Source organism: Streptomyces katrae (assembly GCF_002028425.1).
Lineage (GTDB): Bacteria > Actinomycetota > Actinomycetes > Streptomycetales > Streptomycetaceae > Streptomyces > Streptomyces katrae_A.
In genome coordinates this window covers 717,495-731,756 of record NZ_CP020042.1, presented here as the reverse complement: position 1 = coordinate 731,756, position 14,262 = coordinate 717,495, and the positions used below count along the sequence as shown (strand labels likewise).

The window sequence follows — 14,262 nt, the reverse complement described above, 5'->3', positions numbered from 1 at the left end:
CGGGATCGGGAGAGGAAGCTGGGTTGGCCAGGGCGCTGGTGGCAGGGGTCGGGCACTTCGAGCAGTTCGTCAGCGAGGAGGACCAGGCCGACGGCGTCGCCCCGCTCGCGAGCCTGCCGGCCGTCGAGGCGGCCGCCAAGGAACTGGCCTCGGCCCTGGTCCTGGCCGGCGTCTCTACCGGGGAAGCCCTGCTCGAATGTGCCAAGGACACGCTCATCCGGGCCTGGGAGGATCTGCAGGACGACGCTGGAGCGGACGAGCCGCTGATCCTGCACTTCACCGGCCACGGCCTCACCAGCCCGCGCACCGGCACTCTCTACCTGGCGACCGCCGGCGGCGACTCCCGTACCAGCCAGCTGGACCGGACCTGCGTCAGCACCCGCACTCTGCTTGAAGAAGCCGAGAACTCCGCGTACGACAGCGGCCGGCCGGTGCTGTTCCTGCTCGACGTGTGCGGGGCCGGGCAGGCCGTCGTCCAGCAGCAGCTCACCGACCTCGCCACCCGCCGCCGACAGGACGGTGAGCGGAGCGTGTGGGTCATCGGGGCCTGCGCGAGCGACAAGGCCACCTACGGCGCCCGCTTCACTACCGCCACCGCCGAGGCCCTGCGTCAACTCGTCGACGGCGACCTCGACATCAGCCCCATCCAGCAGTACGTGCCCCTCTCCACCCTCGCCCAGGCGATCAACCACCGGCTCGCCGCCGCGGACCTGGCCTGCGGGCACCCCGGCGAGGACGTCGTGCACACCCCCCTCCCGGGCACCGCCGTAGAGACGCCCGCGTTCTTCCCCAACCCCGCCCACAGCAACAACCCGCAGGCCGCCCTGCTGGGCGGGGTGAACCCGCTGCTGCGCGAGTTCGCCCTCACCTGCTCACCGGGCCTGGACCCGCTGCACTTCGCCACCCGTGCCGCTGGCGAACCCCACTTCACCGACGTCCTCTTCTCCGGCCGCACCTCCCACCTGCGGCGCATCCAGCAATGGACCGAGAACACCGGCCCCGAACCAGGAAACCGGCTGCTGGTGGTCACCGGCGGCCCCGGCAGCGGCAAGTCCGCCCTCCTCGGCGTCACCACCTGCCTGCTCCACCCCGAACTCGACCCGCTCACCGACCGCGTCGCCCGCGCCGTCGACACCTTCGCACCCCGCCGCCCCAAGCACGTGCTGGCCGTCCACGCCCGCCAGCTCACCCTCCAAGCCGTCACCGACTCCCTGCGTCGCCAACTCCACGAGCAGCAACAGGACGGCCACCGCACGGACTCTCCCACCACCGCCGACCTCGTCCGCGCACTCAACACCGCCGACGACACCCTAGTCATCCTCGACGCCCTCGACGAGACCGCGGACCCCGCCGAAGTCCTCAACGAACTCCTCCTCCCGCTCACCACGCACGACGGCGGCTGCCGCGTCCTCGTCGGCACCCGCCCCTGGTGGGACACCCTGCCCGCCCTCCACCGCCATCTGACCATGCACCCCGAAGCCGTACTCGACACCGACCCCGCCACCCCCGACGACCGCCGCACCCTCGCCGACGACCTCGACACCTACCTGCGCAAACTCCTGCCCCGCCACGATCGTCACCGGCTGCGCCACATCGCCGACCGCCTCGCCGACTACAGCGACCACGGCGCCTTCCTCGTGGCCGCCCTCTACGCCGACCACCTGCGCATCACCCCCGATGAGGCAACCTTCGACCCGCCGTGCACCGTCACCGAAGTCTTCGGCGTCCACACCCGCCAACTCGCCGCCAAGAACCCGTGGATCCGCCCCCTCCTCCACGTCCTCGGCCACGCCCGCGGGCAAGGCATGCCCCTTGACCTCCTCCATGCCACTGCCCTCGCCCACCAACCTCCCGCCCCCGGCCGACCCGCCCCTCAACTCGCCGACACCCGCCACGCCCTCACCAAGATCGCCTTCTACCTCCGCACCACCCCCGACACCGACCACCGCCTCCTCTACCGCTACTTCCACCAGGCTCTTGCCGACCACACCCGCCCCCACGCCGACCCCGCCACCCTCCACCACGCCCTCCTAGGCACAATCCCCACCACCCCGGCCGGCACCCCGCAGTGGCAGCACGCCCACCCCTACCTCCTGCGGCATGCCGCCGACCACGCCCGAACGGCCGCCGACAGCTCCCTTGACCGGCTGCTCGAAGACCCCGCCTACCTGCTACACGCCGACCCCGACACCCTCATTCCCCACCTCCACCACGCCCGCAACCAGCAGGCACGGCTCCACGCGCACATCTACCGCACCACCACCGCCTACGACTCCCGCCGCCACGAGATCGAGGTCCGCCGCAACCTCCTCGCCCTCGACGCCACCTCCTGGCAGCAGCCGGACCTCACACACACCATCACCCACCTGCAACCGCTCGGCACAACAGTCCCGCCAACCCCAGCGTGGGCAACCCGCCTCACCCACCCCGCCCGCCTCCACACCCTCACTGGCCACACCGACTGGGTGACCGAGGCCGCCACGGTGGAAGGCCCCGACGGGCCCCTCGCCATCACTGGCGGCAGCGACCGCACCGTGATCGTCTGGAACCCCGCCACCGGCACCCGACTCCACGCCCTCACCGACCACACCGACTCGATCACCGCAGTCGCCACGGTGGAAGGTCCCGACGGGCCCCTCGCCATCACCACCAGCCGCGACCACACCGCGATCGTCTGGAACCCCGTCACCGGCTCTCGACTCCACACCCTCACCGACCACACCGGCTGGGTGACCGCGGTTGCCACGGTGGAAGGTCCCGACGGGCCCCTGGCCATCACCGGCGGCAGTGACGGCACCGCGATCGTCTGGAACCCCGTCACCGGTGCCCGACTCCACGCCCTCACCGACCACACCGACTCGATCACCGCGGTTGCCACGGTGGAAGGTCCCGACGGGCCCCTGGCCATCGCCGGCGGCGGTGACGGCACCGTGATCGTCTGGAACCCCGTCACCGGTGCCCGACTCCACACCCTCACCGGCCACACCGACTGGGTGACCGCGGTTGCCACGGTGGAAGGTCCCGACGGACTCCTGGCCATCGCCGGCGGCGGTGACGGCACCGTGATCGTCTGGAACCCCGTCACCGGTGCCCGACTCCACACCCTCACCGGCCACACCAAATTGATCACCGCGGTTGCCACGGTGGAAGGCCCCGACGGGCCCCTCGCCATCACCACCAGCCGCGACCACACCGTGATCGTCTGGAACCCCGCCACCGGCACCCGACTCCACACCCTCACCGACCACACCGAGTGGGTAGAGGCGGTTGCCACGGTGGAGGGCCCCGACGGGCCCCTGGCTATCACCACCGGCCACGACCGCACCGTGATCGTCTGGAACCCCGTCACCGGTGCCCGCCTCCGCACCCTCACGGGCCACACCAGGTGGGTGAGCGCAATTGCCACGGTGGAGGGCCCCGACGGGCCCCTTGCCGTCACTGCCGGCCGCAACGGCACCGTGATCGTCTGGAACCCCGCCGTCGGCGATCGCTTTCACACCCTCACCGGCCACACCGGCTGGGTGACCGCGGTTGCCATGGTGGAGGGCCTCGACGGACCGCTGGCCATCACCACCGGTGGCGACGGCACCGTGATCGTCTGGAACCCCGCCGTCGGCGATCGCTTTCACACCCTCACCGGCCACACCGGCTGGGTGACCGCGGTTGCTACGGTGGAGGGCCTCGACGGACCGCTGGCCATCACCACCGGCCACGACCGCACCGTGATCGTCTGGAACCCCGCCACCGGCACCCGACTCCACACCCTCACCGGCCACACCGGCTGGGTGACCGCGGTTGCCACGGTGGAAGGCCCCGACGGGCCCCTCGCCATCACCACCTGCGACCGCACCGCGATCGTCTGGAACCCCGCCACCGGCACCCGACTCCACACCCTCACCGACCACACCGACTCGATCACCGCAGTTGCCACAGTGGGCAGCTCGGACGGACTCCTGGCCATCGCCGGCGGCGGTGACGGCACCGTGATCGTCTGGAACCCCGTCACCGGTGCCCGACTCCACGCCCTCACCGGCCACACCGACTCGATCACCGCAGTCGTCACGGTGGAAGGTCCCGACGGGCCCCTCGCCATTACCACCAGCCGCGACCGCACCGCGATCGTCTGGAACCCCGCCACCGGCACCCGACTCCACACCCTCACCGGCCACACCGACTCGATCACCGCAGTCGTCACGGTGGAAGGCCCCGACGGGCCCCTCGCTATTACCACCAGCCGCGACCGCACCGCGATCGTCTGGAACCCCGCCACCGGCACCCGACTCCACACCCTCACTGACCACACCGGCTGGGTGACCGCGGTTGCCACGGCGGAGGGCCCCGACGGACCTCTGGCCGTCACTGCCGACAGTGACGGCACAGCGATCGTCTGGAACCCCGCCACCGGTCAGTTGGTCCACCGCTGCTATCTGCCGCTTCCGGTCCGAGCGGTAGCCGTTCACGGCCCCAGACTCATGGTCGTCTACGGTCACGAGGTCGCCTGCATTGAGCTGCCCCGCACCACAACTCCGTTCCGGTGAGCCGTACATACGCTTCGCGGCAAGGTCCCTGGTCTACGCTTTCACCACGCCACCGCCAGATCGAGGCCACCGTCGACTCCCTGATCTGGGAAGACCCAGCATGCGGTCGAGCGGCACTGCAACGATCGGCAGGACGAGGACGGCATTCCCAGTGATTCAATATCCGACCCTGCCGTCATACGATTCGGCGGACTCCGACTCCTTGAACGGCATCCTCCGCAACCGCATCACCCCGCGCCGCGCACCCATGCGGGTGGATGCCATCCACTTGCTGTCCGTCCGCTACGACATCGCACCGGACACCGGAGGCTGGCGGATGAGCTGGGCGCCTGTGGCCGAGGTGCCGTTGGGCGGGTCGGCTTGACGTCTCCGTGCCGATGTCGCCGGCGCGGATGACCCATCAGTGACGCCGGGGGCACGCTGGGGTGGTCGTCGTTGTGGCCGCGGGGGTGGCGGGCAGCGGGGGTGTGCCCGTTCGGCGAGGTGCTGGGGGTGTACAGGCGGCGAGGTGGTCGGTGAGGTGGGCGAGGATATCGGGGGTGACCGTAGCGGAGAGGTCGATGGCCCAGTCGGGGCGGTTGGGGTCGGTGCCGCCGATGATGCTCCAGGCGGGCAGCTGGCTTGCTGGGTTGTCGGCGGCGTAGGTATTGAGGTGCAGGCTGGAGCTGCCATCGGGGGCCTGCCAAGCTACGTACCGGGCACTGCTGGTCTGCGTCCAGCGGGCCTCCAGCAGGGTGCGGGTGGCATCGGCCGGCCGCAGGGCAGCGCCCGTGGACGGCTGGCCCCACCGAGACTCGTTCGAGGTGAGGCTGTCCAGCAGGGTCTGGACGAGGTCGGTGGGTGTGGTGGCGGTGGCGGTTGCGTGCCAGAGGCGTTCGCCGACCGGCGAGTCGTACACGGCGACCGTCCAGGCGACGTCCCTTCGATTGCGGGCCTCGTGGTCGAACTCGATGCGCATAGCCAGGGCTTCGTGGCAGGCGACGGTGGTCTCGTCCGACCAGGTCCTCACTTTCCACCAGTCGGGGTTGTTCTCGAAGAAGGACTCCAGCAGCGCCTCGCCGACGCGCGGGTCAGCTGTGTGAACCGGTCCGGCAGCAGAAGCACCCTCCTGGACCGAGGCCCGGCTGTCGTGGTCGACGGGAGCACGGTGTGGGGCGGGTGGGGTCCGGGCCTCTGTGGCGGCGCGTTCGGTGTCGGTGGCGGGTGCGGGTCCTGGGCGTACGGCGACGGAGTGCAGGCGGTGGAACTCGGCGACGGCTTCGGCTTCGTCGTCGTATACGAGGGCGAACTGCCGTAGGTGGTCCTCGCCGTGGAGGTGGACGCTGTGGCCGTCTGTGTAGGTGCCCACAGCGACGGTGGTCCATCCGTCGTGGGCATGGAGGTGTTCTTCGCGGTTCGCATGTCTCACGAGACGTGGGCTCCTGGCTGTCAGGAGGTCGGGTGGTTCACCCGATTCGGGGACGGAGCCCGGTGACGCGGGCGCGCCTAGAAGACTGATGAAGATCTTGTTGAGGGGCCGTCCGGCCGTAGGCCGGGCGGCCCCTCTGGTTATGTGATGGCCGGTGCGAGGTGCCAGGTGCCGCCTGTGTGAGTGAGTCCGAGGTTGATCAGGCGGCGGAGGTTGAGGGCGGCTGCTCGGGTGTGGAGCCAGGCGTTGTTGCTGATGGTGCCCCGGTAGCGGAGTCGGCGGTTGCCGTGGTGGACGAGCCAGGCGACGGCACGTTCGACTGGTGGCCGCCAGCGGCGGTAGTCGGCCTGCCAGGCGGGGTCGGTGGCGCCTGGCGGCGGGCCGCGGCTTGGAGATCGTGGTGGGGGCGGATGGTCAGGACGCGTCCGGCTTTGGCCTTGGTGCACTGCTCACGCAGCGGGCATCGGGTGCACACGTTCCCGAAGACGGCCCTGCGCTGGTGGTGGCGGCCGCCGGGCTCGGACAGGCCGACGGTGTGGCCTTGGGGGCAGGTCACGGTGGCGGCGGAGGTGTCGATGGCGAAGTCGTCGAGGGTGAAGCCGTCTGGGACGGCCGGCCGCAGCGGGGCGGGTTTGAGGAACAGCCGGTGTCCGGCCTCTTCGAGGGCCTGGCGGGCGTCGCCGGTGGAGTAGGCGGTGTCACCGAAGGCGTCCACCGGGGTGTCCTCCTCGGCCAGCAGTTCAAGGCCGACGGCTGCCTCGTGGTGCTCTGGCCCGGCCCCGGGCCGCAGGGCGACGGCGGTGTATAACCCGGTCTCCGGCTCGACGGCGAGGTGGGCCTTGTATCCGTCCTGCTGATGGGAGCGGGTCTTGTGGATGTGCCGGGACTCGGGGTCGACGGTGGAGATCATCCGGTCCGGGGCGGTCCCTTGGGTGATGCGCCAGCGGCCGTCACGGCCGTCGGAGTCCTCGGCCGGTTCCACGTCCTGCCCGGCGACCAGCGCGAGGATGCCGACCGCGTTCGCTGCCTTCTCGCCCAGTTCCTGCTCGGGCAGATGCCCGAGCAGTCTGACCGCGTCGCCGACGAGCGCGTCGACCAGGTTGGCTCGTGCCTGGGCATCGTTCCAGGTGATGCGGGGTTTGCCCGGGTCGGTGTAGTCGTGGGCGGTGCACTGCGCGGCGGCAGCCTCGGCGCCGCCGGGGACTTCCCGGATCACCACCCGGATGGCGCCGATGATCTGGGTGACGGTGTCCTGGGTGGCGACCGCGTCGTCCAGCACGGTGGAGTCCAGTGCCCGCCGGTGCTTGCCCCTGAGGACACCGGTGGCCTTCACGACCTCCCGCACGGCCTCGAAGGCCCGGTTCGGGCTGGTGGAGCGGGCCAGCCGGCGCCGGAAGTACGCCAGAAGCGACGGGTCGAACGCGGTGTCATGCAGTCCCAGCCCGCACGCGGCCTTCCACCGCAGGTCACACCGCAGTTCCTGGACCGTCTCGAAGTCCGACATGCCGTGCAGGGCCTGCAATGTGATCGCCGCGGCCAGAATCTGCGGCGGCATGGACGGCCGCCCGTTCGCCGACGGATACATGTCCGCGAACATCGCCGCGGGGAACAACCGGCCACGGTGCTCGGCCAGGAACGCGAACACACTCCCAGCCGGAATCAACTCCCGGCACGTCGCCCACACATCAGGTCCGACCGTCTCCCCGACCCACTCCCCTTGAACCACAACACGAGTCTGGCCCCACCGCTGACGCGGCGGGGCCAGAACCCAACATCTTCATCAGTCTTCTAGCCGCCGACTCTGCGCTGCGGCTGCGCATCGACTTCGCCCCGACGATCCGCCACGGCGAATACGACGGACTGCGCCTCACCGTGATCCACCCCCAACGCGGTGCCCTCCACGTGGAGATCCTCGCCTTCGCCGAACACCACACCTTCACCCAGCGGGACACTGCACGCGGCAAGTCCCCAGGCCACGACGGGTACGCCCGCATCCGCGACTGGCACCCTTCAGGCCCACCGCCCTGGCAAGGCGCCGACCTCACCGGACTACGGCAGGCCGTGACCGCCTTTACCACCATGTGGACCCACGCCCCAGCCGCACCCCCGAGCGGACACCAGCGCGAGGAGCCGCGTACGACACCGACCTTCGACGCGCCCGGGCTGCATCACCCGGCCGGCTTCTGGGCCGCCGACACCGACTTCCTCGACCTGCTCCACCAGGCGACACTCCTCGTCTTCGACTTCGCCGAGTACGGCACCCTCGACGGCATCCCCCTCTCGCAGAACCTGCGCTACGCCCGCGAAGGCGTCCGCGACACGCTCGGCCTACCCATTGAGTACGGGGTCCTCGCCGAGGCCGAGGCCGTCGCCCACATCACCCAGACCGCCGGCCGCCCGTACGGGCCCGGCACCGCCGTGGCCCTGGCCCGCATCGACGCACTCAGCGCCGAAGACCAGCACGCCCTGGTCAAGGCCGCAGCCCACCGCTACCGCACCCCAACGGCACCACCGGCCCTGACCGCCGCGCCCACAGGCCGGCCCGCTCTGCCAGCCCCGGCACCCGCACCGGCCGCACCGGGCCGCACCCCCTGACGTCCGTCCCGGCCCCGTCAAGGGATCCCGGCAATGCACCCACCACTACATCAGGAGACCGTTCCACCGCATGCGTACCCGCACCACTTCTCGCCGCACCGCACCGGCAGCCGTCGCCGCCGCAGCCACCCTCGCCACCACCACCCTGACCTGGGCACCGTCCGCTTGGGCCGAAGCCCCCGAACCGCAGTCCGGCCGCATCGAGATCACGAAGAAGGACCCCGGCGGCGACCTCCTGGCCGGGGCGGAGTTCTCCCTGCTCGACACCCTCAACGGCACCAAGGCCCTTCAGGGCAAGACCGGCCAGGACGGCATCCTGCGCTTCGAGGGCGTCACCCCGGGCGTGTGGCGGCTCAAGGAAAGCAACTCCGGGAGCCCGATCCACGACTTGGCCCCGGACCAGGACATCGTCGTCACCCCCGGTCAGACCGCCAAGCTCACCGTCGTCGACCCGTTCAAGCTCGCCGAAATCACGGTGACTAAGAAGGATAGGGACACCGGCAAGCCGCTCGCCGGCGCCGTCATCAACATCAGCCCACAGGCCGGCGGCGGCAAGCCGCTCATGCTCACCACCGGCAAGGACGGCACCGCCACCGCCAAGCTCGACGTCTCCTCCCGCACCGGCACCCCCTACACCGCCACCGAGGCCAAGGCCCCCGACGGCTACCAGCTCAACTCCACCCCAGTGAAGATCACCGCCAAGCCCGGCGAGAAGACCACCGGCGCCTTCACCAACACCAAGAAGGACCAGCCGACCAACCCGCCCACCACCGCACCGACCACCCCGGCCACTGCGTCGGGAAGCCCGACCCCGACCACCCCCGCCACGACCGGCACGCCCACCCCCTCCGCGACCACGCCGGCCTCGGCTGCTCCGCAGCCGATCGAAACCGCGTCAAGCATCGCTTCCCCCACCCCGAAGGGCTCCCTCGCCCAGACCGGCGGCGGCTCCACCTCATGGCTGCTCGCCGGCGCCGGACTGTTGATCAGCGCGGGCGGCGGCGCGCTGCTTGCCCTGCGCCGCCACCGGGAAGCCAGCCAGGACAGCCAGCCGAACGGCTGATTCCGCACCTGACGCGCCATAACTGAACAACCCACCAGGCCAGGCCTCAGGATCCGCTCAGGTTCCTGAGGCCTGTTGCGTTGCCCGCACCGGGCAGGGGTCCTGTACCGTCTCGTCGCCTGCCACCGGCTGACCGGACCACCACCCAGAACTGATCACCAACGCCAAGGCCCCAGGAACCGAGCCCGACCGGTTCCTGGAGCCTTCGTGCGTCTCCGCTCCAGGCTGCTCTTAGCAGCCGCCCCTCTCAGCCCTGTCGGAGGAACTCGCGGGCTCCACGGAATCGGGTACTCAGCTGCTTCTGCGTGGCCCGGCAGTCGAGACGCACGTCGAGGGCTCCCGGGAGCCCGGTATTCGCCCGGCGACCGACGGGCAGCAGCGAGGGGTCGAGGCCGTCACGCCGCGCGATGAGCACACCGAGCGCGTACCGGGTGAGGGCCTCGGAGCCAGCGACATGGGCGATGCCAGCTACCCGGGAGGTGGCGAGTTCCAAGAGCGCGGCAGCCAGATCGGCGACATGCACCGGGCAACGCACATCGTCCGTGAACAGGGCTCCTGACCTTGTGCCAGCGGCCAGTTCGTGCACCACCCGTTCGTGGGCAGACCCGCCATTCCCGATGATCAGCGAGGTCCGCACGATGGCTGCGGCAGGGTGCAGGAGGCGAACGGCGGTCTCGGCGGCCCCTTTCGCCGCGCCGTAGGGCGTGATCGGATCGGGGAGCACCGTCTCGTCGTAGCCGGAGCCGCGGTTCCCGGAGAACACGGCGTCACTCGAGACGTGCACGAGGCGGATGCCCCGCCTCGCCGTGCTTTGGGCTATACGGCCCGGGCCGTCGGCGGTGACCGTCCAGTTGCTGTTCCCGCTGGAGGAGTTGATCACCACGCTGGGCTGCACCGCGTCGAGGACTTCGTCGATACGCCGGTGGCCTTGGAGGTCCAGGTGGTGCCACGATGTGCCAGGGGCTTCGCCGGGGCGGGAGTTGAACGTCCCGGCCGTTGAGCGACCGGCGGTCCTCGCCTGGCGCAGCAGCTCTGTGCCCAGGAATCCACTGCCGCCGATGATCAACACCGTCATGCCAGGACACGGTAGTGGAATCGTACGCAGTCCGCGGCGGAACAGGAGATGCCCATCACCGCGAACTGCCGCACCTCCGATCGCCGAGGCCCTTCTCTGTAAGAGCGTCCGCCAGTAGGCGGCGAGCTGGGGGTTACCGGATGCGGGGGCTGGTGGGGCGAGTGTCCCAGCGATGGGTGTACCAGGTCCTGCGGATGAGGCTACGGACTGTGGTGATCGCGGTGGCCAGCTGAAGGAAGAACCCGTAGGCGAATCCACGTGCTCACAGCGCAGTCTCGCCGTCAGGCCGAGATGCTCGCAGCCCTTGCCTGGATCAGCCTGGGCTGCCTCGAAAGCGTCGGCGTCGAGATCCAGTGACGTTTGCCGGGTCGAGATCGGGGTGTGGGGCCTGGCCGGGCATGGGGTCCTGCTGGGTGGACTGCGGGAGATCCCCCGCAGTCCGCTCGGGGGCGGGAGCAATGGCAGGCGTATTCCGACGGTCCCAAACGCTGGGGACCAACACCCTGTTCTCTCCGTAGTGCACCTTGATGCTGTCTTGGCGCGTCGTGCGCATCCACAATGGAGCCCCAATAAGGATGCGGCTGACGCCCTCCAGCTCCGGGTCGCCTCGGAGGTTCCATCGGCTCGGCGTGAGCGTCACGTCCTTGTAGATGACGGCCACGTACTCAGTCGCGTCGAACCCCATGATCGTGTAGCCGCGAGTTTCGGGACGTCCCTGGTGATCAGCCGGGTCTCCGTAGATGCCCTGCGTCAGCGAGATTTTGAGGATCTCCAGAGCGGCCTCCTCGTCGTCGAGCGAATACGCAGGTCCCCTCCTGGCGCTCGCGTCCGCGCCAATGCGGGACATGAACTCCTCGATCAACGGAGCATTCGACGAGGTCCATCCGCCAGCTGTGTCTTCCTCCGGGACGGCGTAGCCCTTCAGGTTCTTCAGACTCCCGAACAGGCAGAGGTCGACACGGTGGTTCTGCTGAGTGACGGTCTGTATGTGGGTCAGGGTGGTCCGCCCCGGGAGGCGGTGCTCGGGAAACCCCCACCGCTGGAACTCCGCCACCTCGGCCCAGCCCGCTCCCTGGACGTACTGCCCGGAAGTCGGGGCGTCGAGGTCCGTGACGATGGACCTGCGGAGCTTCTCCTTCAGCTTCTCGGCAATGTCGAAGGTGGTGTTCTCGCGGTCCCGGCTGGCGAGATTGACGCCGTTCCCGGCCAGACCAAGATTCAAGGCGGGCTTGACGCGAGGGTTCAGTCGAATCCCGTTGTCGTCGATCACCTCCCCGACGAGCCTCTCGGACCAGTAGACGTACCTGCCTACAGGCTTGGGCAAGGCTGGCCTCCGCAGGAAATCAGGCCTCGGCTATGGACGCGAGGCCACTGACTCAGCAAGACGATCGGCAGACGGCACTAGTTCCCAGCCGTCACCCATTCCAGTGACTCCCGTAACACTCGGTAAAGTTGGGCGCTCCGAATTGGAGTCGCCTCCTTCCATCCTGGGAGAAGGGGGCGGCTGACTGTCCGACTTCGGTAGGGTGCTGCCCCTCACGGAGGTACGACCATGACCGACGAACCCCTCGAACGCTGGGCTGCCCGCCGGCAAGGGCGTCTGCGCAAGCCCGGCGAACTGAAGGCCATCACCCTCGGCACCGGCCCGCAGCGCGCCGCCCACATCGACCCCGGTGCCCCGCGCATGATCTTGGAGTGGGATGGCTTCGCCTGGCAGCCGCTCATGACCGTGGAAGACTACGCAGCGGCCCGGCTCGCCCTCTACCCGCCGCCGGAAAGAACGCCCGCAGACCAGGCCGAGGCGACCGGCCCGGTTATGGGGCGTAACCCCTTGGCTCCGGGTACCGGACGCCACCGCAAGCCCAGTCCGTGAAGCAGGTCAGCTGACTCGACTGCGCCGCCCGCCTCTCACTCCGCGGCCGGACCTCAGAGCACACAAGTCTGCCCTCCTGTGCCATCCCGACTCTTCCTTTTCCAGGAGTCGGGGACCAAGGCTCAGGTGACTGGGTAGGGTCTCGGATAACCCATCCGCTCGTACTCCACGGCCTTCGCGTCGACTTCATCTAGCGCGCTGACACGGCCAAGGGCCTGCAGCGCCATGACCGCGGTGCAGACTGAGACCGCGTGGACCTGGTCGGGTAGCGCCAGGTCCCCCACTGCGGCAGTGAGTCCCGTCTCCCGCAGTGCGACTCGGCGTACAGCTGACGTCGTCGCGAACTCGTTCTCCAGGGGGGACAAGGCTGCCACCGCGTCGATCTCCCGCACCGCCATCGGCGGCTCGCCGAGCCGGTCGAAGAGCTCGTCGTGGTCGAGGACCAGCCAGGCCAGCACTCGCTCCATTCGGCCTGTGTCAAGGTCCGCGAGGCACCCTTCGATGTGGGCCCGGTTCTGGGAGAGGTAGGCACGTGTCAGGTCGGTCGCCCGCCACATCGCGTCGACCAGCCACGGTTCACCGAATTTGGTCATGGCCCCCTTCTAGCGGAATCGGGGGATGCTGCGGGGGGAATCTCCCCCTTTACCGCTATCGGTATCAGGGTGGCATGCAAGACCGTTCGGCCACGGCGCACTCCCAGCCCGGGTGATGCCTTGCACAGCCACGATGCCTGTCGTCGTCGACAGCGACTGCCGGGACCCGGCCCGCACCCTCCGAAAGAGTAAGCAGTGAACTGCAGGTCTCCGGACCACGCCATAAATGGCGCTGGTATGCAGCTGATGCTGAGAATGCGGCGTGGTTTCTGAGATCCCACAGATCCTCGGGGGATCCAGTTCGCCTGGGGCAGACAGGAAAGAGAGGCAAAGGACTGGTGGAGCGCGGCAACCGATGTCAACGTAGACACCTTCCCAAGAAACCCCAGGTCAGAGAGGTGTTCACTCATGGCTGCGGAAGGTTCGAAACACGGGTTCGCCACGACGATCGAGGCGCTGAGGCTCCGCTCCTGGCAAGTCGGTCCAGGGCAGCCGTCCAGCGTGATCGACCAGTTCAACGCCGAGGACTTCAACCTCATCGTGGACGACCGGGCCGATCACCACATCAGCAGCAAGGACGGCCGCTTCTACCTTGGCTGGTTCCCCACCGGACGCCCCGGCACCGACGGCGAGGGCTGGAAACTCGCGGTCACCGGGCCCGCAGAGTTCCCCGGCTACCACGTCTCGTTCGACGTCGACACGCCCGCCGAGCTCGTCGCGGCCGCCGTCGCGCACGTACTGGTCACCTCCCGCCCCGTGACCCTGGGCTGAACAGCGCCCGGGCCGCCCGCAAGACGGCCCCACTCTGCTCATGAAGGAGAACCTGTTGGATCGCGAGATCACCGTCGGCGAGGTCATCGACCGCCTGTCCGCCTTCGACCGCAGCGCACCTGCGCGCCTGGCCATCAACCCTCTCTTCCCGCTGGAGCACACGATCGCCGGCATCACCGCGACCATGGACACACAGGGGCGGACGGTCGTCTACATCGCCGAACGCGGCGAACAACTCGGCCCTGTTCCGCCTGCGGTCGCCGTGGACCTGGCATGGCACGAGCCCACCGGGGCACCCCCGCGGCGCCGTCGCCCCGCCACCGGCACTGAAGGCGCCGACCAGTGA

11 protein-coding genes and 1 pseudogene are annotated in these 14,262 nt (G+C 69.5%); 7 read left to right on the top strand and 5 right to left on the bottom strand.

Annotated elements, in window-relative coordinates:
* Positions 1-23: 23 nt before the first annotated feature.
* A complete protein-coding gene (locus tag B4U46_RS39840) occupies positions 24-4,538 on the top strand; it encodes a hypothetical protein (RefSeq protein WP_079423973.1) in 4,515 nt (1,504 codons plus the stop codon).
* A gap of 202 nt (positions 4,539-4,740) precedes the next feature.
* The gene (locus tag B4U46_RS03490) at positions 4,741-4,902 is read left to right on the top strand and encodes a hypothetical protein (protein WP_159402067.1); all 162 of its coding nucleotides are present in this window, start codon (positions 4,741-4,743) and stop codon (positions 4,900-4,902) included.
* 36 nt (positions 4,903-4,938) lie between these two features.
* Here the strand turns inward: B4U46_RS03490 and B4U46_RS03485 are convergent, their stop codons facing one another.
* Positions 4,939-5,946, bottom strand: a complete 1,008-nt coding sequence (locus B4U46_RS03485) for a DUF317 domain-containing protein (protein WP_159402066.1) — start codon at positions 5,944-5,946, stop codon at positions 4,939-4,941.
* Positions 5,947-6,086: 140 nt separating this feature from the next.
* Positions 6,087-7,672, bottom strand: a pseudogene (locus B4U46_RS03480) (IS1182 family transposase).
* Positions 7,673-7,818: 146 nt separating this feature from the next.
* Here B4U46_RS03480 and B4U46_RS38295 point away from each other — a divergent pair.
* Entirely contained in the window at positions 7,819-8,541 is a 723-nt protein-coding gene (locus tag B4U46_RS38295; RefSeq protein WP_185117341.1) for a hypothetical protein, read from the top strand.
* A gap of 70 nt (positions 8,542-8,611) precedes the next feature.
* The gene (locus B4U46_RS03470; RefSeq protein ID WP_079423966.1) at positions 8,612-9,604 is read left to right on the top strand and encodes an MSCRAMM family protein; all 993 of its coding nucleotides are present in this window, start codon (positions 8,612-8,614) and stop codon (positions 9,602-9,604) included.
* A gap of 247 nt (positions 9,605-9,851) precedes the next feature.
* Here the strand turns inward: B4U46_RS03470 and B4U46_RS03465 are convergent, their stop codons facing one another.
* Positions 9,852-10,679 carry an SDR family oxidoreductase gene (locus B4U46_RS03465; protein WP_079423964.1) on the bottom strand — a complete coding sequence of 276 codons (828 nt, stop codon included), beginning with the start codon at positions 10,677-10,679 and terminating at the stop codon, positions 9,852-9,854.
* 313 nt (positions 10,680-10,992) lie between these two features.
* Complete coding sequence (locus tag B4U46_RS03460; RefSeq protein ID WP_079423962.1) at positions 10,993-12,003, bottom strand: hypothetical protein; 1,011 nt, start codon at positions 12,001-12,003, stop codon at positions 10,993-10,995.
* A 228-nt stretch (positions 12,004-12,231) separates the two neighbouring features.
* Here B4U46_RS03460 and B4U46_RS03455 point away from each other — a divergent pair, with 228 nt between their 5' ends.
* Positions 12,232-12,552: a DUF6087 family protein gene (locus B4U46_RS03455; protein ID WP_079423960.1), complete on the top strand. Its 321-nt coding sequence runs from the start codon at positions 12,232-12,234 to the stop codon at positions 12,550-12,552.
* 122 nt (positions 12,553-12,674) lie between these two features.
* On the opposite strand, the gene B4U46_RS03450 is transcribed toward B4U46_RS03455, so the two are convergent.
* Positions 12,675-13,145 (bottom strand): hypothetical protein, encoded by a 471-nt coding sequence (locus B4U46_RS03450; protein ID WP_079423958.1) that lies wholly within the window; start codon positions 13,143-13,145, stop codon positions 12,675-12,677.
* 408 nt (positions 13,146-13,553) lie between these two features.
* Between B4U46_RS03450 and B4U46_RS03445 the strand changes: the two genes are divergently transcribed.
* Positions 13,554-13,916: a DUF317 domain-containing protein gene (locus tag B4U46_RS03445; RefSeq protein WP_079423956.1), complete on the top strand. Its 363-nt coding sequence runs from the start codon at positions 13,554-13,556 to the stop codon at positions 13,914-13,916.
* Between the two features lie 40 nt (positions 13,917-13,956).
* A complete protein-coding gene (locus B4U46_RS03440) occupies positions 13,957-14,262 on the top strand; it encodes a hypothetical protein (protein ID WP_079423954.1) in 306 nt (101 codons plus the stop codon).

What these genes read in the sequence shown, in the direction of transcription:
- B4U46_RS03455 (WP_079423960.1), top strand. Translation starts at nt 12,232, where the DNA reads ATGACCGACGAACCCCTCGAACGCTGGGCTGCCCGCCGGCAAGGGCGT.
- B4U46_RS03470 (WP_079423966.1), top strand. Translation starts at nt 8,612, where the DNA reads ATGCGTACCCGCACCACTTCTCGCCGCACCGCACCGGCAGCCGTCGCC.
- B4U46_RS03465 (WP_079423964.1), bottom strand. Translation starts at nt 10,679, where the DNA reads ATGACGGTGTTGATCATCGGCGGCAGTGGATTCCTGGGCACAGAGCTG.
- B4U46_RS03445 (WP_079423956.1), top strand. Translation starts at nt 13,554, where the DNA reads ATGGCTGCGGAAGGTTCGAAACACGGGTTCGCCACGACGATCGAGGCG.
- B4U46_RS03450 (WP_079423958.1), bottom strand. Translation starts at nt 13,145, where the DNA reads ATGACCAAATTCGGTGAACCGTGGCTGGTCGACGCGATGTGGCGGGCG.
- B4U46_RS03440 (WP_079423954.1), top strand. Translation starts at nt 13,957, where the DNA reads ATGAAGGAGAACCTGTTGGATCGCGAGATCACCGTCGGCGAGGTCATC.